Raw genomic sequence first — 19,921 nt, forward strand, 5'->3', positions numbered from 1 at the left:
TATGATAGCAGGATTATTACTTCTATCTATTTCATTGGTGGTTTTTAAATTTGAATTAGAAAGAAAAAAGATTCTAAGTTACAGAAGAAAAGCTTTAGAGAATTTAAATGAAACTGATTATAGAAGAGAAAGGTTATTTTCTAACTTGAATCAGATTTTAAATGAAAAGGGAATTGCCCTGGATAAAGCTACTGTTATTGACTATTTAAAAACATATAGTTCCGATTTTAAGTTGGACTTTGATGATATGAGCTTACAGTTTCTTTCAGATAAAGAGCAAATATTATTAGCTTATAATTATAATGCTTATTATAAATGTGTAGAATATTATGACTTAGATCTGTCAGAAGGGAGACTTGTTTTTAATTTACTAAGTAGTAATTTGGTTGGGAGATATGATTATGGTTATTAGTAAAATAATAAAGGTGCATGAGGATAATATAGACTCAGTTATAGATAAATTAAAGGAGATAAAGAGAGGAAAGATTAAATTTATTTTTTATGATGAAGATATATACATTGATAGGATATACATTCCTCCAGTTAAAAAGGCATGGATGGATAATCTTATTAGTAATAATTTAATTTATAACTTTGAAGACATTAGAAAACTTGCCTTTAGTTATGAGATTATCAGCAAGAAAAATAGTAAATATAAGATAATTTTGTATTGTATTAATTCAAAGAAAAACATTTTATATAAAAGTATAAAGGATAAACATAAGATCGTAGGAGTGTATCTTATTCAACATTGTTATCATTACTATGTGAAAGAAAATTTGAAAGTAAAGGATTATATACTAGTGTTTGATTCAAAAAAATATACATATATAATTTACTCTAAACAGGGATTTTTGCAAAATAGTTTATTATACAATAGAGATGAAGTGGAAATATCTGTTGTTGTTGATTCCATTAATAAAATACTGTCAGATCATTGCCTTACTAAAGAGGGAAAGATTCTTCCCATCATAATGCTTAATTACGAAAAAACAGATTTGTTAATGGAATTGCTAAATGACTATTGCTTTAAGAATATGGGCACTGTAAATGAAAATAAAATAATTAGGAAATATGTAGGTGTGTTTTAATGAAAAGACATAACTTTATATTGAAGGATTATAAAAAGGTTCTTTGGGAGAGAGAAAGGAATAAGTATAGATTCATATTGTTGATTTTATTTACCGTTAATTTTATTACTTTTTCTTTACTTTCATATAAAAAAGATCAATTAGATTCTGTTAGGAGCAAAGCTATTTTTAATATAGAAGAGGATAAAGTTACAAAGAAAAAAGGTAATTATACCTATATTTTTGAACTTAGGGAGAGATTTGAAAAGTATTTAGGTGAAGCTATTAAGTTAAAGTCTTTTTTCTATGAGGAAGAAAAGATTAAGGTTGAAGTTTTAGGAAAGGAAGAAAGTAATTGTATTGAGATTATAAAAGACTTAGAGGAAAAAGAAGAATTTTATATTTTAGGTCTTTCAAGTATAGAGAGTACTGAAGAGGGATATAAAGTATCTTTTGATATTGCTGCAAAGGAGAGTTGGCAGAGTAAATGAAAAAGTTTTTATATTCAATTGCTTGTATAGTGCTTATAATAATTTTTTTAATACAAGGAAAACTTATATTATGTGCCGAAAGGGAGAAAGAAAAGTTAACTTCCACATTAATAAATGAAACTTCCTACAAAACAATGGGAAAGAATGTAGAAGAATCTATAAAAATAAACCGTTTAATGGAGTTACTTTACTCTAAGAATAGACAATATGAAGTGAATAATCTATCTTTTAAGGAGGAGGGGCAAATATTAGAAGTGGAAGTAAACTATTCAGGTACTATAGATCACATGAGAGAAGAATTTAAAGTTCTTATGTCCTCAGCAGGATTTCAAAAAATAGAGAGTTACCAGGAGGATGATAAGGGTAGGAAAAAACTTTGTCTTTCTTTTGTCTTTGAAAAATAGCTCTGGTAAAATAATATTTGCAAATGTCTATAAGTTTTGATAAAATATCATTGGTTTGTACTATAATAAGGTAGTATTATGAGTTAAATGGTATTAATACACCTAATAAGGTAATAATATTAACGAATTTAATATTTGGAGGGATACTGAATGATTTCAGCAGGAGATTTAAGAAAAGGAACCACTTTTGAGTTAGATGGACAAGTGTATACAGTTGTTGACTTTTTGCATGTAAAGCCAGGTAAGGGTGCTGCTTTTGTTAGAACTAAGCTTAGAAATGTTATTTCAGGTGGAGTTACTGATAGAACTTTTAACCCAACAGAAAAAATGCAGGAAGCTGTAATTGAAAGAAAAGAAATGCAATACTTGTATTCTGATGGTGAATTATATTATTTCATGGATCAGGAAACTTTCGAGCAAATTCCTTTAAACTATGAAAAGGTTGAAGAGGCTATTAAATATTTGAAGGAAAACATGTTTGCTATTATCAAGTTCTATAAGGGAGAAGCTTTCTCTGTAGAAGCTCCAAACTTTGTAGAACTTCAGGTAGTTGAAACTGAACCTGGATTTAAAGGAAATACTGCAACAAATACACTTAAGCCTGCAAAAGTAGAAACAGGAGCAACAGTTAATGTTCCATTGTTCGTTAATGAAGGAGATATCATAAGAATAGATACAAGAACTGGTGAATACATGGAAAGAGTATAAGGCTTTTGACTTATGCACTAATATGAGGTGTGTTTTATGGACACGATAAAAGCAAAAGTAGCTTACATTCGTGGAATGATGGATGGGCTCGCAATTGATTTAGATACAAAGGAAGGAAAGGTTTTGTCAGCTATGTTAAGCCTAATGGAGGAAATGGCTGACAAAATTGATGAAATAGATTTAAGACAGGAAGAGCTTGAAATGTATATTGGTGATGATATATACTATGAAGATTCAGAGGCTAATTTTGATGAGGAAGACTTCGTAGAGTTTCTATGTCACCGATGTGGAGAAACAATATACATAGATAAGTCAATTGTGAATAACAAAGAACAAATAGAATGTCCTAACTGTACTTATAATTTAATGAGTGACTCAACGTTAACTTTAAATGACTAATTTATAGCTTTAAGAAAATCCTTAAGTAAAAATACTTAAGGATTTTCTTTTTTGTTTGTAATAATTTACCTGTCTAGTAAATAAAAATTAGTATGAAGGGAGGTGAAACATTACTCTAAAACTTAGTGTTTAGAGTAAGATGAAAAATATGGATACCAATGATATTTTAAGTATACTACCGCAGAAAATTCAGAGTGTTGTAATCACTGTGAAAAATTTAAATAAGCTTCAGGAAATAAGAATGAAAATAAATCGTCCAATCATCCTCTGTGTAGATAATGAGGAAAAAATTTTAAGCTATGATGCTACACAAGAGGATCTAAAGACGGTAATGCAAAGGATAAGCAACTATTCTTTATATGCCTTTGAGGAGGAAATAAAACAAGGTTTTATAACCATAAAGGGAGGGCATAGAGTAGGAATTTGCGGCAAGTGCGTTATTGAAGATAATAGAATTAAAACAATAAAAAATATTGGATCGATAAATATTAGAGTATCAAGGGAAATAGTAGGTTGCTCAGATAAGCTTATGTCTTTTCTCATAGAAGAAAATCAAGTATTAAATACTATTATTATTTCTCCTCCTAAATGTGGGAAAACGACCATACTTAGAGATATAGCACGAAATATATCCACAGGTATGAGAACATACAAATTCAGTGGTAAAAAGGTATGCATAATTGATGAAAGAAGTGAGTTGGCTGCTTGTTGTGATGGCATACCACAGATGAATGTAGGTATTCGCACCGATGTGTTTGATAATTGCCTAAAAAGTGAAGGGATAATGATGGCTATTAGAAGTATGTCACCGGAAGTTATTGTTTGTGATGAGATTGGTACATATAGAGATATGGAAAGTATTTTATCTGCTTTGAGTTGTGGAGTAAATTTAATTACAACTATTCATGGTAATGGATTGGAGGATTTTCATAACAGAGTAGTATTTAAAGATTTAATTAATAATCATGTTTTTAGAAGAGCTGTGATACTCAGTAATAGAAAAGGTGTAGGTACTCTTGAAGCCATTTATGATTTCAATAAATCAGATTATATTTGGAGGAAGCAATATGATTAAAATATTTGGAGCTGTATTAATGATAGGGGCCTCTACCTTTATAGGTTTTATGTTTGCAGAGTTTGCTAGAAGAAGGCTTTTACAACTAAAAGAATTAGAAGGAGCTCTAATTCAACTGGAAAATGAAATTTTTTTTACGAGAACAGCTTTGCCAGAAGCCTGCCTTAGTGTGTCATTTAAGAGTAAGTATCCAATAAATACTTTATTTAAGAAGGTGTCAAATTTACTGACAGATAATAGCTCAGACTCCGTTTACGATGCCTTTTATAAGACATTGAATGGAGAGATTGAGGGGCTTTATGTAACTAAAGAAGATAAGGATATATTACTAGATTTAGCAAAGGCTTTAGGAGAGTCTGATTTAGAAGGACATAGAAAGGTTTTTAATCTAGCAGAACATAATCTAAAAACGAGGATACAGTCCATAGAAGCGAATGTGGACAAGAACGTTAAAATGTATAGGTATTTAGGATTTTCCTTAGGTGCCGCTGTAGCTATTTTACTAGTTTAATGGAGGTATGGTGGGATGTTAGATGTTTCTTTATTGTTTAGAATAGGTGCTACTGGAGTAGTGTTGATTGTCTTAGATAAGGTGTTAAAGAGTAATGGAAAGGATGATATTGCTGCCATTACTAATTTAGCAGGTATAGTAATTATTTTAATGATGGTAATTAGCTTAATAGCAAAGCTATTCAATGACGTAAAAGTCATGTTCCAATTGTAGGTGATAACATGGAAATCGTAAAAATAGTAGCTTTTGCCTTTATAGCCTTATTTATTGTTCTGATATTTAAAGATCGAAGAAGCGATATAGCAGTTCAAATAAGTATAGTGGCAGGATTATCAATATTCCTTTTCATGTTATCGAAAATTACTGCAGTGCTTCAATTCTTAGAACAGCTATCTTTAAAGGCTAATATAGATTTTATTTACTTGAATACAGTTTTAAAAATCTTAGGCATTGCTTATTTAGCTTCCTTTTGCAGTGAAATATGCAGGGATGCTGGAGAAAATAGTTTAGCTTCAAAAGTAGAGTTTTCAGGTAAAATACTGATTTTAGTACTGGCCATACCAATTCTCATGGCAGTATTACAATCAATTCTAAAGATACTGTAGGTGAAAAAATGAAAAAAGTAATATTAATGCTAATCTTTATATTTATTCTTATGGTTCCTATAAAAGTTTTGGCACAAGAGGGGCAAGGAATAAGTATAAATGAGGAAGAGAAAATAGAAAGCTTATATAATTACATAAGCAACATGAAGAGCAAGTATGAAATTTTAAATGACTTGGATGTTAGGGAGTTTGTAGATAGTTTTATTCAGACAGGAGACGGTGGAATATCAAATGAGGATATATATAAGGTGTTACTTACATATTTATTCAAAGAGCTGGCAGCATCTTCAAAATTAATGATAATAGTGGTGGTAATTGCCGTAGTGGCTGCCTTACTTCATAATCTTCAGACAGCCTTTAGTAAGGAAGGATTGTCTAATATAGCATATTTTGCTTGTTACTCTGTACTTATTATCGTAGTTTCTAATAGTTTTATTGTAGGCTTAAATTTAGCAAAGGAAACAATTCAGCAGATGACAGATTTTATGACAGCGTTAGTGCCGGTACTTATAATGCTGGTGGCTAGTGTGGGAGGGGTTACAGAAGCAGCTGTTATGAATCCAATAATTGTGTCAGGAGTTATTATCGCTGCAAGGATATATGCCACAGTAATAATACCTTTAATACTAATAGGATTCATAATGCAGTTTGTAAATAATATATCTGATGATTATAAGATCAGTAAGCTTACAAAGTTAATCAATCAATGGGCTCTGTGGATACAAGGAATAATCATGACCATATTTATTGCCATTTTAACCATTAGAGGAATTACTGCAACAACTATTGATCAGGTTACTGTAAAAACAGCAAAGTTTGCGGTAGATAACTTCGTGCCTATAGTAGGAAAGTGTTTATCAGATGCTATTTCTTCTGTAGCGGGATACTCAATCCTATTAAAAAATTCACTTTCTGCCCTTGGTTTAATAATTATTATCTTGATTATGGCATTGCCAATTTTAAAAGTTTTTATTTTAGCTATGATGTATAAATTTACTGCTGCTATGATAGAACCCATTAGCGACAAGAAGTTTGTGAATTGCGTTACTAACGCTGGAGACTCTTTGATACTAATAGCTTCTTGTTTAGTTTCAGTTTCTGTAATTTTCTTTATAATGATTTCCATATTAGCATCAGCTGGAAAGGTAGTGATGGGATGATGGAGAGATTGATTAACAAGGAAATAGGTGAGATAGGTTGGAAGCACTAAGGACATGGATAATCAATGTTTGTACTACAGTGTTCTTTATAACCGCTGTAGAAATGATACTTCCTGATAATAATTTAAAGAAGTATTGTAAATTTGTTCTTGGATTAATTCTTATGACGGTAATTTTAAATCCCTTGGTTAAGTTTCTGAATCAAGGCTCTGAAATAACTACTTTTATAGATAACACCTATTCAAATCTAATAGAACAATATCCACAGGATAATAGTGACTTAAGAGAAAAGAATATTCAGGAGACTTTGCAAGTATTCAAAATGAATCTAGAAAAAACCTGTGAGGAAAAACTAAAAGAAAAATATCCTAAGTATGTAAGCGAAGTAGAAGCTGAAGTGGAATATGATTCGGAAAACGATCAGTATGTTATTAAAAACCTATCAGTAGGAATTAATAACGGATCCGTTAAAAAAATAGAGAAAATTGATATTAGTACAAGTACTAATAGTGTAAAAGAAAGTTTAGATTACAGCCAATCCGGTATGGAGCTTAAAAGTTATTTAAGCAACTTATTGGATCTTACAGAGGATAAGATAACAGTGTACAGGCTAGATAAGGAATGAACTTAATTTATTAATTAAATAGGAGGAGATAAAAGTGAACTCAAATAAATTGCTGGAGTACATAAATAAACTGATGTCTAAGAAAAACATGTATAATCTCATTGTACTTTTCCTAATAGGGATACTTTTAGTTATTGTGTCTAATTTTTTCAAGGGACAGCCTACGGCTGCAGTTAGCACTGCCACAGATCTTGAAGATACTAAAACCAGTAGCAGTGATGAATTGCAATTGTCAGCTACAGAGGAAAAACTAAAACAAGAGTTAAAGTCCACCTTATCCAAAATCAAAGGAATTGGGAAAGTGGACTTGATGATAAATTTTCAATGCAGTGAAGAATATGTACCAGCAGAAGAAAAAAGCACTAGCACCAGTGTTACTAATGAAAAAGATAATGAAGGAGGTGAAAGAAAGATTACTCAAGATACCGATGGAACCAAAATAGTTGTTTCTAGTGATGGCAATACTACTAAGCCAGTAATGCTAAAGAAAATAAGCCCAAAGGTTGAAGGTGTTATTATAGTGGCTGAAGGTGCAGAAGATGAACAAATAAGGAAAGATGTAATATTAGCTGTATCTAGTTTGTTTGGAATTCCAAATTATAAGATACAGGTATTTGCCATGAATTAATTGCATATACATATAATTGAATAGTAATATTGATGGGAGGCATTAGAATGAACAAAAAACAAGCGGGGATAATTGTTACACTTTTAGCATTAATCGTATGTGCTGGAATACTGGCAACAAAGGTTAATGGACCTTTAGAGGTGGCTGGAAATGGGTTTAATGAAGAAGGTGGAATTTTAACTTTCGGTAATGAGAATACTAATACAAAGAAAGCAAATGAAACTAACTCCAGCTCAAAATCTAATAGTTATTTTGCTACTGCTCATGCACAGAAAGAACAAACAGATCAACAATCACTAGCTAATTTAAAGGCTGTAGTGGATGATAAAAGTTTATCAGATGAGCAAAAGGCTGTTGCTGCAGAGAAATATTCAAAAATGGTAGTGGCACAAGATCAAGAGAATAAAATAGCACAGCATTTAAAAGGAAAAGGATATGAAGATGCAATATGTTATTTAGAAAATGATTACACTAAAGCAAGGATTATTCTAAAGACAGATAAGGAAGAACTTTCAGAAAACGAAACTAAAGTTATAAGAGATGTGGTGCAAAGTGTTGCAAAAATTAGTGATGTTGAAGTTGAATTAAGACAATAATATTTGTAAAATATTATTACCTTTGATATAATATACATAAGATTGAAATAGCCTTAGGCGAGTTAAGGAGGAGCAGTTATGGATGAAAATACAAATACTTCAGTAAATATGGGAATAGTGAAAATTTCTGATGACGTAGTAAGTGTTATAGCAGGTTTAGCAGCAGCAGAGGTAAAGGGTATAACTGGCATGAGCACAGGCTTAGCTGGAGGAATAACTCAAATTTTAGGTGGCAAAAAGAACCCTTCAAAAGGTGTTAAGGTTACTGTAGCAGAAGATAGCGCTTCCATAGATATAGTTGTGGGAGTTGAATATGGAGTAAAGATACCTGAAATTGCAAAAGTTGTTCAAGACAATGTGAAAAAGACAGTAGAGACAATGACAGGTTTAAAGGTATCTGCAGTTAACATATATGTACAAAATGTTATTGTTCCAAAGAATGAGAACGATAAAGACTTAATCGAAGAATAAAGGGATACCCTCTGTTTTGATTCAGAGGGTTTTTCCATGTTTTTTTATAACTCTTTATTATTTTTATAAATTAGTGTATATTTTTTTTGAGATATAGTTGATAATAGAATAAGATTAAATATTATGGAGGATACTGTTGTGAATAGAAGATTATCAAGAGAAGAAGCGGTAAAATTGATATATCAAATGTCAATTAATAAATATACTTTCGAAGAGGCTATAGAAAATTACTTTGAAGAGTACGAAGGAAATGTTGATGAAATTGATATGGAATATGTTAGATCCATAGTTGCAGGAGTAAGTAATAACATTGGTAAGATAGATGACATAATTGAAAGGCATTTGATAAATTGGAAGATGAACAGAATATCAAAGATTAATTTAGCTATCTTAAGATGCAGTATTTACGAAATATTAACGGATAAGGAAACTCCTGCGGCAGTTTATATTAATGAGGCTATAGAGATTGCTAAAAAGTACTCAGAGGATAAATCTATAGCTTTTGTTAATGGGGTATTGGATAGAATAGCAAATAGTGATAGTGAGATTTAGAGGAGGTTTTTCCATGGGGGTAAGCATTAACGGAAAAGCAGTGGCCGCTACATATAAAGAGAGAATTAAAGCTTTTACAGATTCTCTTTTAAAAGAAGGTAAGAGAATACCGTGTATTGCAGCAATTATAGTTGGGGAAGATGGAGGATCACACTATTATTTGAATAATGTTAAAAAATTGTGTTCAGAATTGGGTGTACATGTAGAGGTACATATTAAGAAGGAAAGCATAGAGGAAGAGGAGCTTTGTACACAAATTACTAAGCTTAATAATGATGGAAATGTTGATGGTATTATGCTCTTTCTTCCTTTACCTAAGCACATTGATGAGAAAAAGGTGACTTCATTAATTTCCTATAAGAAAGATATAGATTGCTTAACGGACATTAATAATGGAAAATTTTATAAGGGGGAAGCTAGTTTTGCACCTTGCACGCCCTTAAGTGTAATAAATTTAATTAAAAGTACTGGTATAGATCTTACAGGAAAAAGGGCTGTAGTTATAGGAAGAAGCAACATAGTTGGAAAGCCTACTGCTCAGTTATTGCTTAATGAAAATTGCACCGTTACAATATGTCATTCAAAGACTATTAATTTGAAGGAGATATGTAGAGAAGCAGATATTTTGATTTCTGCTATAGGAAGACCTGGATTTATAAATGAAGAGTTTGTAAAAAAAGGAGCCATAGTAATAGATGTAGGTACAAGTTCAGTAAATGAAAAAATTACTGGAGATGTACAGTATGATAATGTAATAGAAAAAGCAGCCTTTGTAACTCCGGTACCCGGTGGAGTAGGATCATTGACTACAACAATGCTTATAAATAATGTATGTGAGGCGTATAAAAGAAATGTATATTAAAGTATTAACAGTTAGCGCTCTTAATAATTATATTAAAAAAGTTATGGATAATGATTACATATTGAACAATGTTCGTGTTAAAGGAGAAATTTCCAATTTTAAGATACATAATAGTGGCCATATCTATTTTAGCTTGAAGGATGAGTTTGGAAAAATTAATGGGGTGATGTTTAGGACCCAGGTAGAAAATCTAAAGTTCATACCGGAAAATGGTATGGATGTAGAGGTAACAGGACGAGTTTCTCTATATCTTAAGGAAGGAAGTTATCAGCTTTATTGTGATAAAATGGAGCAGATAGGTATAGGAGATTTATATGTTGCCTTCTTAAATCTGAAGGAAAAATTGGAAAAAGAGGGTCTATTTGATGAGAGTAGAAAGAAACCTATCCCTCTTTATCCTAGAAGGATAGGTGTAATAACTTCACCTACTGGAGCAGCTATAAGAGATATAATTAATGTTTCTAAAAGAAGAAATAAAAATTGCAATATATTAATATATCCTTCCTTAGTGCAAGGTAAGGAAGCTAGTAAAGAAATAATAAAGGGCATAGAATATTTAAACAGCATAGAGGATATTGATACCATAATAATTGCAAGAGGTGGTGGCTCCATAGAAGAATTATGGAGTTTTAATGACGAAGAATTAGCTTATGCCGTATATAATTCGAAGAAACCTATAATATCAGGAGTAGGTCATGAAACGGATTTTACAATAATTGATTTTGTAAGTGACCGAAGAGCTCCAACTCCATCAGCTGCAGCAGAAATTGCAGTACCTTCTTTAGTAGAAGTAGAAGAAAGAATAGGAGTACTTAGGTCCTTGTTGCAGAATAATATATATAATACAATTAATAATAAAAGTAATACTTTGGAAAGATTGAAAAATAGGCTAAGATTAATCAGCCCTATTAATGAAATAGTAAATTCTTATAATTATATAGACAACTTGAAAAATAGATTGTCTCATCATATGAAACTAAATTTAGAATTAAAAAAGGAGCAATTGTCTAAAAACTATGCTTTGTTAGCTGCTTACAATCCTTTAAATATATTAAATAAAGGATATTCGATTATACAAGATAAAGAAGACAATGTTATTAGCAGTATAGAAGTGCTAAAAAAGCAAGAAAAGCTGAAAATTCTTTTAAAGGATGGAAAAATAGAAGCAAAGGTTACTTTTGAAGGAGAATAGCTATGGCGAAGAAAAAGGAAAGTTATGAAGATTTATTGTTGAAACTGGAAGATATTATAGCTAAAATGGAAAATGGAGATTTATCTTTAGATGAATCTATTAAATATTATGAACAGGGTATGAAAACCTGTAATAGTCTTTACAAAATATTAAATGAAGCAGAAGGGAAAATAAAGATCTTAAGCAATGGAGAAGAAATAGATTTTGATAGTGAGGAGAAAGCATGATATTAGAAGAGTTAAAGAAGGAGATTAGCAAGTGGCTAAAGGACTACTTTGAAGATAAAATAAATAAAAAGCAATATAATTCATTAATTTATGAGGCAATGTCTTATAGTTTATCCGTAGGTGGAAAAAGAATAAGACCAATACTTTTAATGCTAAGTTATGGTTTATATAAAGAAAACTATAAGGATGTAATAGAAATGGCTGCTGCCATAGAAATGATTCATACTTATTCTCTAATACATGATGATCTACCTAGTATGGATAATGATGATTTAAGGCGTGGTAAGCCTACCTGTCACAAGGTTTATGGGGAAGGAATGGCTATTTTAGCTGGCGATGCACTTTTAAATGAGGCTGCAAACGTACTTGTAAAGTATGCTATTAGCCATGGAGAAAAAGCTTTGAGAGCAACGGATCTTATTCTTGAAGCTAGTGGATCAGAAGGAATGATAGGCGGTCAAGTAGTTGATATTTTGAGTGAGAATAAGAAGATAGATCTTGATCAATTGAATTATATTCATAGAAATAAGACAGGAGCATTAATAAAAGCTTCCATCTTAGCAGGTGCTCTTGTGGGGGGGGCCTCTGAGGAAGAATTAAGGATTCTGGCCAATTATGGTGAAAAATTAGGCTTAGCCTTTCAAATAAAAGATGATATTTTAGATGTTATTGGTGATACTAATCTTTTAGGAAAAAATATAAACAGCGATTTAGAAAATCATAAAACCACTTATGTTACTGAGTATGGATTGGAAAAATGTAAAATTATATGTGGAGATTTAACTTCTCAATGTATAGCCTTATTGGATCAGTTAAACTTAAACACTACAGAATTAAAAAAGCTAACAGATTTTCTATTAGTAAGAGAGTATTAAGACTATTATCTATAGATTGTGTAAAGGAGTTTCAAATTAAAAAACAAGAAGGAAGATTTGACAATGTATAAAATACTTGGAAAGTTCCATGAACCTACTGCAATTCAAAAAATGACTTTGGGTGAACTAGAAATACTTAGCAAGGAAATTAGGTCATTTTTGATAGAGAAGGTATCAAAGAACGGAGGACATTTAGCTTCAAATCTAGGAGTAGTGGAGTTAACGATAAGTTTATATAATGTTTTCGATTTTAAAAAGGATAGATTAATATGGGATGTAGGCCATCAATCCTATGTCCATAAAGTATTAACGGGTAGAATGGAAGCTTTTGATACCCTAAGACAGTATGGAGGATTAAGTGGCTTTCCTAAACCGCAGGAAAGTCCTTATGATATGTTTATAACAGGACATAGTAGTACATCTATTTCTGCAGCTTTAGGTATGGCTAGAGTTAGAGATTTGAAAAAAGAAGATTATTGCATAGTAGCAGTTATTGGTGATGGAGCCTTAACTGGGGGTATGGCAATGGAGGCCCTTAATGATGTGGGAGATAGAAAAACAAAAATTATTATAGTATTAAATGACAACCAGATGTCCATTGCTAAAAATGTAGGGGGCATATCTACTTACCTCAGTCAATTAAGAATAGGTCCAAGTTATACCAAATTTAAAAATGAGTTTAATTCTACTATGCTTAAAAGTCCTTTAGGTAAGGGTGTAGTGAATAGTATCAATAAGATTAAAGACAGCATAAAGCAATTTGTAGTACCTGGAATGCTTTTTGAGGAAATGGGATTAACCTATTTAGGTCCTATAGATGGACATAATATTAAAGAACTAAGTAAGGTGCTAGCCTTAGCTAAAAATACTGATGGACCAGTTATTATCCATACTATCACTCAAAAAGGAAAAGGATACGATTTTGCTGAAAAAAATCCTAATAAGTTTCATGGTGTAGGTCCTTTTGATTGTGATAGTGGTGAAATTTGCTTTACTGGCGGTAATACTTATTCCAAGGTTTTTGGAGATGAGCTTGTTAAGATTGCAGAAAAAAATCATAAGGTAATAGCAATTACTGCAGCAATGAAGGATGGTACAGGACTAGGAGAGTTTGCTAAAAAATTTAAAGATAGATTTTTCGATGTAGGTATAGCGGAACAACATGCTGTAACTTTAGCAGCAGGTATGGCTAAGGATGGTGCTAAGCCAGTATTTGCTGTATACTCAACATTTTTACAGAGAGCTTATGATCAAGTTGTTCATGATGTTTGTATAGGAAATTTGCCTGTGATATTAGCTGTTGATAGAGCAGGAATTGTAGGAGAGGATGGGGAAACTCATCAAGGTATATTTGATTTATCTTATTTATGTCACATACCAAATATGACCGTATTGGCTCCTAAGTGTACAAAGGAGCTTAGGAGTATGTTAAGGTGGGCTGTAGACTATAATGGTCCAATAGCAATAAGATATCCTAGAGGTGGAGATTTACAAGATTTAGAGTTAGAAGCGGTGGAGAAAATAGAGTTAGGTAAATGGGAAGTGTTGAAAAGTGGAGGAGACATAGCTATACTAGCGGTAGGTAAAATGGTTAGTCATGCCATATTAGCTGCTAGAATACTTGAAGAGGAAGGTATAGCGGTTTCTGTTATTAATGCTTATTCTGTAAAGCCTTTAGATTTTAATTTATTAGATGATTTATGCAAAAAAGGTTATAAAATTGTTACTGTAGAAGATAATGTTATCAATGGAGGTTTTGGTTCATTGGTATTAAATTATATATTCAGTAAAAATAACAATATTGAAGTTTTAAATTTAGGTTACAAGGATGAATTTATTCAGCAAGGAAATCCTGACTTATTGTATTCGTTATTAGGTTTAGATCCAAAGGGAATTGCAAAAAGTATATTAGCTAGATTTAAAAAAGGAGTTAAAGATGAGCAATACTAAAGAAAGATTAGATTTATTACTTGTTGAAAAAGGAATGTTTCCATCTAGGGAAAAGGCTAGAGCAGCCATTATGGCAGGAGATATTTACGTCAATGGTATGAAGATAACTAAATGTGGACATATTGTGAAAAAGGAAGATTCTATAGAGTTTAAAGGAAATACTATGCCCTATGTAAGTCGTGGTGGATATAAACTAGAAAAGGCTATAAAATCATTTAATATTCAATTAGAAGGAAAAACTTGCATGGATATAGGTGCATCTACTGGTGGCTTTACTGATTGTATGCTACAAAATGGAGCGGCAAAAGTATATGCAATAGATGTGGGATATGGACAATTTGCATGGAAGTTAAGAATAGATCCAAGAGTAGTTTCTATGGAAAGAACTAATATAAGATATGTAACACCAGAAGATTTGCAGGAATTATGTGATTTTGCTTCTATAGATGTTTCATTTATATCTTTAAGTAAAGTTTTACCAGCGGCAAAAGCATTATTAAAGGAATCTGGTGAAATAATAGCTCTTATAAAACCTCAGTTTGAAGCAGGTAGAGATAAGGTTGGAAAAAAAGGTGTTGTTAGAGAAAAAAGCACACATAAAGAAGTAATAAGTAATGTGATTAATTTCGCAATTAGTGAGAATTTCAATATTTTAGGCTTAGATTATTCTCCTATTAAAGGACCAGAAGGAAATATTGAGTATTTAATCTATTTGAAAAAAGGGGATAATGAAAATATAAACATAAATGAAAGCTTAATTGATGATATTGTTGAAGCATCCCATAATGATTTAGATTAAAGTCTTTTTCATAAGTGAGTTTTAGTGGACGAATTCTAGGAGGTATAATGAAGTATATAGGATTAAATATAAATAGTTCTAAGGATATAAGTGGTACAATTTTAAAAGATGTAAAAGCTTGTGTAAGCAAGGTGTTTCCAGATAGTGAAATACTAGTTGTTCAGGATGCTGAAGGGAAGGATAAAAGTCTTTTAGATAAAATTGAAATGATGATTACCCTTGGCGGAGATGGAACAATAATAAGAATGAGTAGAATGCTATACAATTATAATATTCCGATATTTGGGGTAAATATCGGAAATTTGGGTTTTTTGGCAAGCGTTGAAAAGGAAGATTTAGAGAAAGCTTTGATTGAAATAAAAAATCAAAACTTTAATGTTGAAGAAAGAATGTTACTAAATTGCGAGGTTATAGAAGGTGATAAGCATCAAAAATGTACATCTTTAAATGATATTGTTCTTGCTAAAGGTGCCTTGTCAAGAATGATGAAGTATGAAATTAAAGTTGATGGTAAGTTATATGCAGAGTTTAGTGCAGATGGTGTAATAGTATCAACTCCTACCGGTTCTACAGCTTATGCACTATCTGCCGGTGGACCTATAATATATCCTACATTAGACCTTATAGAAATCGTTCCAATTTGTCCTCAATCACCGGGGCTAAGACCTATAATATTAGATCCTAAATCCATAATTGAAGTTACAATAAAGGATTGGAAGGAAAGTGCTTTTTTAACTATAGATGGTCAAGAATATTTAAAATTACATGAAAATGTATGTATAATAATTACTCAATCTGGATATAAATGTAAACTAGTGCGATTAAATGATTATGATTATTTTAATGTGTTAAGAGATAAAATTATTTGGAGAACTCGAGAAATAAATTGCAAGGGAGAGTAAATTATGAAGGTTTTACGGCATGCAAAAATCATTGAAATAATAAATTCTAAGGAAATAGAAACTCAAGAAGAATTAGCAGAAGAGTTAAAAAGATGCGGAATGGATGTTACTCAAGCTACTGTATCTAGAGATATTAAAGAATTGAAATTAATAAAGGTTTTATCCAACAGTGGTAAGTATAAGTATGTAACTACAACACCAGAGCAAAATTTCTTATCTAATAAATTGGTAAATATTTTTTCACAAACAGTGTTGTATGTTGAAAACGTTGAAAATATGGTAATTATTAAAACTATTACTGGATCTGCTTCAGCAGCAGCAGAAGCAATTGATTCACTAAACTTTGACGAAATTGCCGGTACTATAGCTGGAGATAATACTATTTTTGTAGTTGTTCGTAGCGTAAGTAAGGCGCAGGAACTTGTTAAGAAGATAAAAAAATTGCTAAATAATCAGTAACTAACAATAGAAAAGAGCAACTGGTAATAGTAGAATGTTGCATTTGGAGGGGTTTAAATGCTTCTACAAATAAATATAAAGAGATTTGCTTTAATCGAGGAATTATCTTTAAATTTTGATTCTGGATTAAATATACTAACGGGAGAAACTGGAGCTGGTAAATCTATTTTAATAGACGCTATTAATTATGTATTAGGAAGCAAATTTAATAAGGATTTAATCAGGACAGGTGAAAAAAGTACTTATGTAGAGGCTGTATTTAGTATTGATACAGAAAACACCAAAGATATACTTGATGAAATGGAAATTGAATACGATGATATTCTAATTATAAGCAGAGAAAGCTTTAGTTCAGGACGAAGCATAATTAAAGTAAATGGAAAGTCCATTATTTTAAGTGCTCTAAGATCTATAGCTGAAACCCTAATCGATATTCATGGACAACATGAAAATGTAAATTTGCTAAGTTCTAACACTCATATTTATTATTTAGATTGTTACTGTGGAGACAAGATTACAGAAATAATTGATGAGTATAAAAAATATTTCCATATGCTTAGCGAAATAGATAGTAAAATTGAAAAACTCAAAGGTGATTCAGGCGAAAGTGAAAAAGTAATTAGCTATCTTCAATTTCAGCTGGAGGAAATTGATAAGGCTAAATTAAAGATAGGAGAAGATAAAGAACTAGAAGAAAGAGCCTTAGTATTAACTAATGCGGAGAAAATTAGTGGAGTTTTAAACAAGAGCTACGAGATGTTATATAACGGAATAGAAACAAGTCTATCTGTATACGATATGCTTGATGCTATAATTAAAGATTTAAGAAATATTGAGGATAAAGTAAAAGTAGCTAAAACCATTGGAGATAGTTTGGAAGAAGCCTATTTTATTATAGAGCAGAATATAAATGAACTACGTTCTATAAAGGATAGTTACTATTATGACGCCGATGAATTGGCGGAGATAAATAGTAGGATTTATGAAATAGGAAGAATGAAGAAAAAGTATGGTGAAACTATAGAAAGTATTTTGGAATATAAAAATAAATTGCAGGAGCAATATGAAGATATAATAAATAAAGATGAAATTATAAAAAAATTAACTAAGCAAAGAGCAGATGTGGAAGAAAAATGTAGGGAAATTGCAGAGAAAATACACATAATTAGAGAAGAAAATGCCTTGATTCTAGAAGGTAAAATCAAAGAACAATTAACGGATGTAGGAATGGGCAAAAGCACCTTTAAGATTCAAGTGGACAAGGAATCTCTATTAAAAAACAATGGTTTTGACAAAGTGCAATTTCTTATTTCTACTAATCCTGGTGAACCATTAAAGCCGCTAGATAAAATCGCCTCCGGTGGAGAATTGTCTAGAATAATGCTATCTTTGAAAACCGTATTTATCGATAGAGATATGATACCTACAGTAATATTTGATGAAATTGATACTGGTATTAGTGGCGTTATTGCTCAAAAGGTAGCGGAAAAGATGTACTTAATTTCCTGTACGCATCAGGTTTTCTGTATTTCTCATTTACCACAGATAGCTACTATGTCTGATGTGCATTATAGAGTTTATAAAGAAGTGATTGACAATAAGACCTATACTAATGTGAAAAAGCTTACAATAGATGAAAAGATTGAAGAAATTAGCCGTATGATTGGTGGAATAGAAGTAACAGAAATAACTATTAATAATTCGAAACAACTGGTAGAAATGGCAAATGAATTGAAAAAAGTTATATCAAGTTCATTAAAACTTGAGAATTCTGCAGTTTAATATAAAAAAACAAGAAAGTCCTGTATAACTAATTGAATTTATACATAATTTAATAGATATTTGAAAGAATAAAGTCATAGTTCTTTTTACTATGATTTTATTCTTTTTTTGTTTTCTTTATGTAATAAAATGAGATTAATGTTAAAGATTTTTGTGCAATCAAATTAAAGTTTTGGATTTGGATGAAGAGATATTATAGCATAACTAAATTCTAAATCGGGAAACTTAAATTCAAAGACAGAGAAAAGGACTTACAAGATAATAAATAATATCATAGATTTGATGATATCAATAGCTTAAAGAAAAAGGAGGTTAAAATAATGTATGGGAAAAATTTGAAAAAACTAATGTATATTTTAACTCCTGTAACAGTATTATTGTTAGCTTTTATTTTTTCTATAAAAGATATTCCAGATACCATATTTATTCGTATGAAGGAGGATGTAAAATCCAATTATGTCTTCCAAATACATGAAAAAGAAAATATCCCCACCCTTTCTATAGATAATGACAAAGAAGCGAAAAATGAATATAAAATTAATGTAAAATTCCTAGGGTTATTTCCGGTAAAATCCGTTAATGTAAAAAGAGTACCAGATATTAGTTTATATCCTGGCGGTACCAGTATAGGAGTAAAATTAAACACAAAGGGTGTATTAGTAGTTGCACTAAGTGATATAGAAGTGGATAATAAAAAAGTATCCAGTCCTGCAGCACAAAGTGGTATAATGGTAGGTGATAGTATCTTATCTGTAGATGGAAAAAACATAAAAAGTGCAGAAATGTTATCAGAAACTATTAATAATTGTGGAGGAAAAGAAATAAAAATAGAATTAGAAAGAAAAGGACACACTTTAACAAAATTAGTTAAACCGGTGAAGTCCTCTAAAGAAAATAAGTATAAAGTAGGATTATGGGTTCGAGATTCTACCGCAGGCGTTGGTACATTAACATTCTATGATAGTAAAACAGGTAGTTTTGCAGCTTTAGGACATCCAATAACTGATGTGGATACCGGCAGCATATTAAAAGTGGATAAGGGAGAACTAGTTTCTTCAGCTATAATAAATATTAGAAAAGGAAGCAAAGGAAATCCTGGTGAATTAAAGGGAATATTTATCGATGAAGATAAGAGTATTGGGAAGGTGACAGATAATACTGAGTGTGGTATATTTGGAAAAGCAGATAAAAGTATAATAAAGAATCATAAGGTAAAACCTATGAAAATAGCATTAAGAGATGAAATAAAAGAAGGAGATGCTCAAATAATTACAACCTTAGATGAAAGCGGTCCTAAATATTACGATATTAAAATTGAGAAATTATTAAGTCAAGATAAACCCGGTCCTAAAAGTATGATTATAAAGGTTACAGATCCAGAACTTTTAGATAAAACTGGTGGCATTGTACAAGGAATGAGTGGTAGTCCTATTATACAAAATAATAAAATAGTTGGAGCGGTAACGCATGTTTTAATTAATAAGCCAGATATAGGATATGGAATTTATATTGAATGGATGCTAAAGGATTCCAAAATATTGGAATAAACATGAAAGCTGTCTTGAAAAAGACGGCTTT

General features: G+C 31.0%; 26 protein-coding genes. All 26 read left to right on the top strand.

Annotation, left to right across the window (positions count from 1 at the left end):
- Positions 1-412: hypothetical protein (locus N3C_RS14930; protein WP_074364147.1), on the top strand; the 412-nt coding region annotated here is incomplete at its 5' end.
- Positions 402-1,091, top strand: a complete 690-nt coding sequence (locus tag N3C_RS00720) for a hypothetical protein (RefSeq protein WP_074364148.1) — start codon at positions 402-404, stop codon at positions 1,089-1,091. The genes N3C_RS14930 and N3C_RS00720, both read left to right, overlap by 11 nt.
- Complete coding sequence (locus tag N3C_RS00725; protein ID WP_074364149.1) at positions 1,091-1,561, top strand: hypothetical protein; 471 nt, start codon at positions 1,091-1,093, stop codon at positions 1,559-1,561. Before N3C_RS00720 ends, N3C_RS00725 begins: the two co-directional genes overlap by 1 nt.
- Positions 1,558-1,965, top strand: coding sequence for a hypothetical protein (locus tag N3C_RS00730; RefSeq protein ID WP_074364150.1), 408 nt, complete (start codon positions 1,558-1,560; stop codon positions 1,963-1,965). The genes N3C_RS00725 and N3C_RS00730 overlap by 4 nt, the downstream gene beginning before the upstream one ends.
- 150 nt (positions 1,966-2,115) lie before the next feature.
- Complete coding sequence (efp, locus tag N3C_RS00735; RefSeq protein WP_074364151.1) at positions 2,116-2,673, top strand: elongation factor P; 558 nt, start codon at positions 2,116-2,118, stop codon at positions 2,671-2,673.
- A 36-nt stretch (positions 2,674-2,709) separates the two neighbouring features.
- A complete protein-coding gene (locus N3C_RS00740; RefSeq protein ID WP_074364152.1) occupies positions 2,710-3,072 on the top strand; it encodes a CD1247 N-terminal domain-containing protein in 363 nt (120 codons plus the stop codon).
- A 148-nt stretch (positions 3,073-3,220) separates the two neighbouring features.
- Complete coding sequence (gene spoIIIAA / locus N3C_RS00745; protein WP_178377750.1) at positions 3,221-4,147, top strand: stage III sporulation protein AA; 927 nt, start codon at positions 3,221-3,223, stop codon at positions 4,145-4,147.
- Positions 4,140-4,658 carry a stage III sporulation protein SpoIIIAB gene (gene spoIIIAB / locus N3C_RS00750; protein WP_074364154.1) on the top strand — a complete coding sequence of 173 codons (519 nt, stop codon included), beginning with the start codon at positions 4,140-4,142 and terminating at the stop codon, positions 4,656-4,658. The genes spoIIIAA and spoIIIAB overlap by 8 nt, the downstream gene beginning before the upstream one ends.
- Positions 4,659-4,673: 15 nt before the next feature.
- Positions 4,674-4,871, top strand: coding sequence for a stage III sporulation protein AC (gene spoIIIAC, locus N3C_RS00755; protein WP_074364155.1), 198 nt, complete (start codon positions 4,674-4,676; stop codon positions 4,869-4,871).
- Positions 4,872-4,879: 8 nt separating this feature from the next.
- A complete protein-coding gene (gene spoIIIAD / locus N3C_RS00760; protein WP_074364156.1) occupies positions 4,880-5,263 on the top strand; it encodes a stage III sporulation protein AD in 384 nt (127 codons plus the stop codon).
- Between the two features lie 8 nt (positions 5,264-5,271).
- Complete coding sequence (gene spoIIIAE, locus N3C_RS00765; protein ID WP_074364157.1) at positions 5,272-6,423, top strand: stage III sporulation protein AE; 1,152 nt, start codon at positions 5,272-5,274, stop codon at positions 6,421-6,423.
- Positions 6,424-6,460: 37 nt separating this feature from the next.
- Positions 6,461-7,048: a stage III sporulation protein AF gene (gene spoIIIAF / locus N3C_RS00770; protein WP_074364158.1), complete on the top strand. Its 588-nt coding sequence runs from the start codon at positions 6,461-6,463 to the stop codon at positions 7,046-7,048.
- A gap of 34 nt (positions 7,049-7,082) precedes the next feature.
- On the top strand, positions 7,083-7,676 hold the full coding sequence (gene spoIIIAG / locus N3C_RS00775) for a stage III sporulation protein AG (RefSeq protein WP_083604375.1): 594 nt from the start codon (positions 7,083-7,085) through the stop codon (positions 7,674-7,676).
- Between the two features lie 47 nt (positions 7,677-7,723).
- On the top strand, positions 7,724-8,272 hold the full coding sequence (locus N3C_RS00780; protein ID WP_074364159.1) for a SpoIIIAH-like family protein: 549 nt from the start codon (positions 7,724-7,726) through the stop codon (positions 8,270-8,272).
- Positions 8,273-8,350: 78 nt separating this feature from the next.
- Positions 8,351-8,743 carry an Asp23/Gls24 family envelope stress response protein gene (locus N3C_RS00785; RefSeq protein ID WP_074364160.1) on the top strand — a complete coding sequence of 131 codons (393 nt, stop codon included), beginning with the start codon at positions 8,351-8,353 and terminating at the stop codon, positions 8,741-8,743.
- A gap of 138 nt (positions 8,744-8,881) precedes the next feature.
- Positions 8,882-9,295: a transcription antitermination factor NusB gene (gene nusB, locus N3C_RS00790; RefSeq protein ID WP_074364161.1), complete on the top strand. Its 414-nt coding sequence runs from the start codon at positions 8,882-8,884 to the stop codon at positions 9,293-9,295.
- 13 nt (positions 9,296-9,308) lie between these two features.
- Positions 9,309-10,157: a tetrahydrofolate dehydrogenase/cyclohydrolase catalytic domain-containing protein gene (locus N3C_RS00795; protein ID WP_074364162.1), complete on the top strand. Its 849-nt coding sequence runs from the start codon at positions 9,309-9,311 to the stop codon at positions 10,155-10,157.
- The gene (gene xseA, locus N3C_RS00800) at positions 10,147-11,349 is read left to right on the top strand and encodes an exodeoxyribonuclease VII large subunit (RefSeq protein ID WP_074364163.1); all 1,203 of its coding nucleotides are present in this window, start codon (positions 10,147-10,149) and stop codon (positions 11,347-11,349) included. The genes N3C_RS00795 and xseA overlap by 11 nt, the downstream gene beginning before the upstream one ends.
- 2 nt (positions 11,350-11,351) lie before the next feature.
- Positions 11,352-11,576 (top strand): exodeoxyribonuclease VII small subunit, encoded by a 225-nt coding sequence (locus N3C_RS00805; protein WP_074364164.1) that lies wholly within the window; start codon positions 11,352-11,354, stop codon positions 11,574-11,576.
- Positions 11,573-12,451, top strand: coding sequence for a polyprenyl synthetase family protein (locus tag N3C_RS00810; RefSeq protein WP_074364165.1), 879 nt, complete (start codon positions 11,573-11,575; stop codon positions 12,449-12,451). The genes N3C_RS00805 and N3C_RS00810 overlap by 4 nt, the downstream gene beginning before the upstream one ends.
- A 63-nt stretch (positions 12,452-12,514) precedes the next feature.
- Positions 12,515-14,401, top strand: a complete 1,887-nt coding sequence (dxs, locus tag N3C_RS00815; protein ID WP_074364166.1) for a 1-deoxy-D-xylulose-5-phosphate synthase — start codon at positions 12,515-12,517, stop codon at positions 14,399-14,401.
- Positions 14,388-15,200, top strand: a complete 813-nt coding sequence (locus N3C_RS00820; protein ID WP_074364167.1) for a TlyA family RNA methyltransferase — start codon at positions 14,388-14,390, stop codon at positions 15,198-15,200. The genes dxs and N3C_RS00820 overlap by 14 nt, the downstream gene beginning before the upstream one ends.
- A 47-nt stretch (positions 15,201-15,247) precedes the next feature.
- Positions 15,248-16,102: an NAD(+)/NADH kinase gene (locus tag N3C_RS00825; RefSeq protein WP_074364168.1), complete on the top strand. Its 855-nt coding sequence runs from the start codon at positions 15,248-15,250 to the stop codon at positions 16,100-16,102.
- Positions 16,103-16,105: 3 nt separating this feature from the next.
- Entirely contained in the window at positions 16,106-16,561 is a 456-nt protein-coding gene (locus N3C_RS00830; protein ID WP_074364169.1) for an arginine repressor, read from the top strand.
- Between the two features lie 57 nt (positions 16,562-16,618).
- Positions 16,619-18,343, top strand: a complete 1,725-nt coding sequence (gene recN, locus N3C_RS00835) for a DNA repair protein RecN (protein WP_074364170.1) — start codon at positions 16,619-16,621, stop codon at positions 18,341-18,343.
- 320 nt (positions 18,344-18,663) lie between these two features.
- Complete coding sequence (spoIVB, locus tag N3C_RS00840; RefSeq protein WP_074364171.1) at positions 18,664-19,890, top strand: SpoIVB peptidase; 1,227 nt, start codon at positions 18,664-18,666, stop codon at positions 19,888-19,890.
- Positions 19,891-19,921 lie beyond the last annotated feature (31 nt).

It is taken from the genome of Clostridium sp. N3C (genome assembly GCF_900095445.1).
Classification (GTDB): domain Bacteria; phylum Bacillota; class Clostridia; order Clostridiales; family Clostridiaceae; genus Clostridium_AU.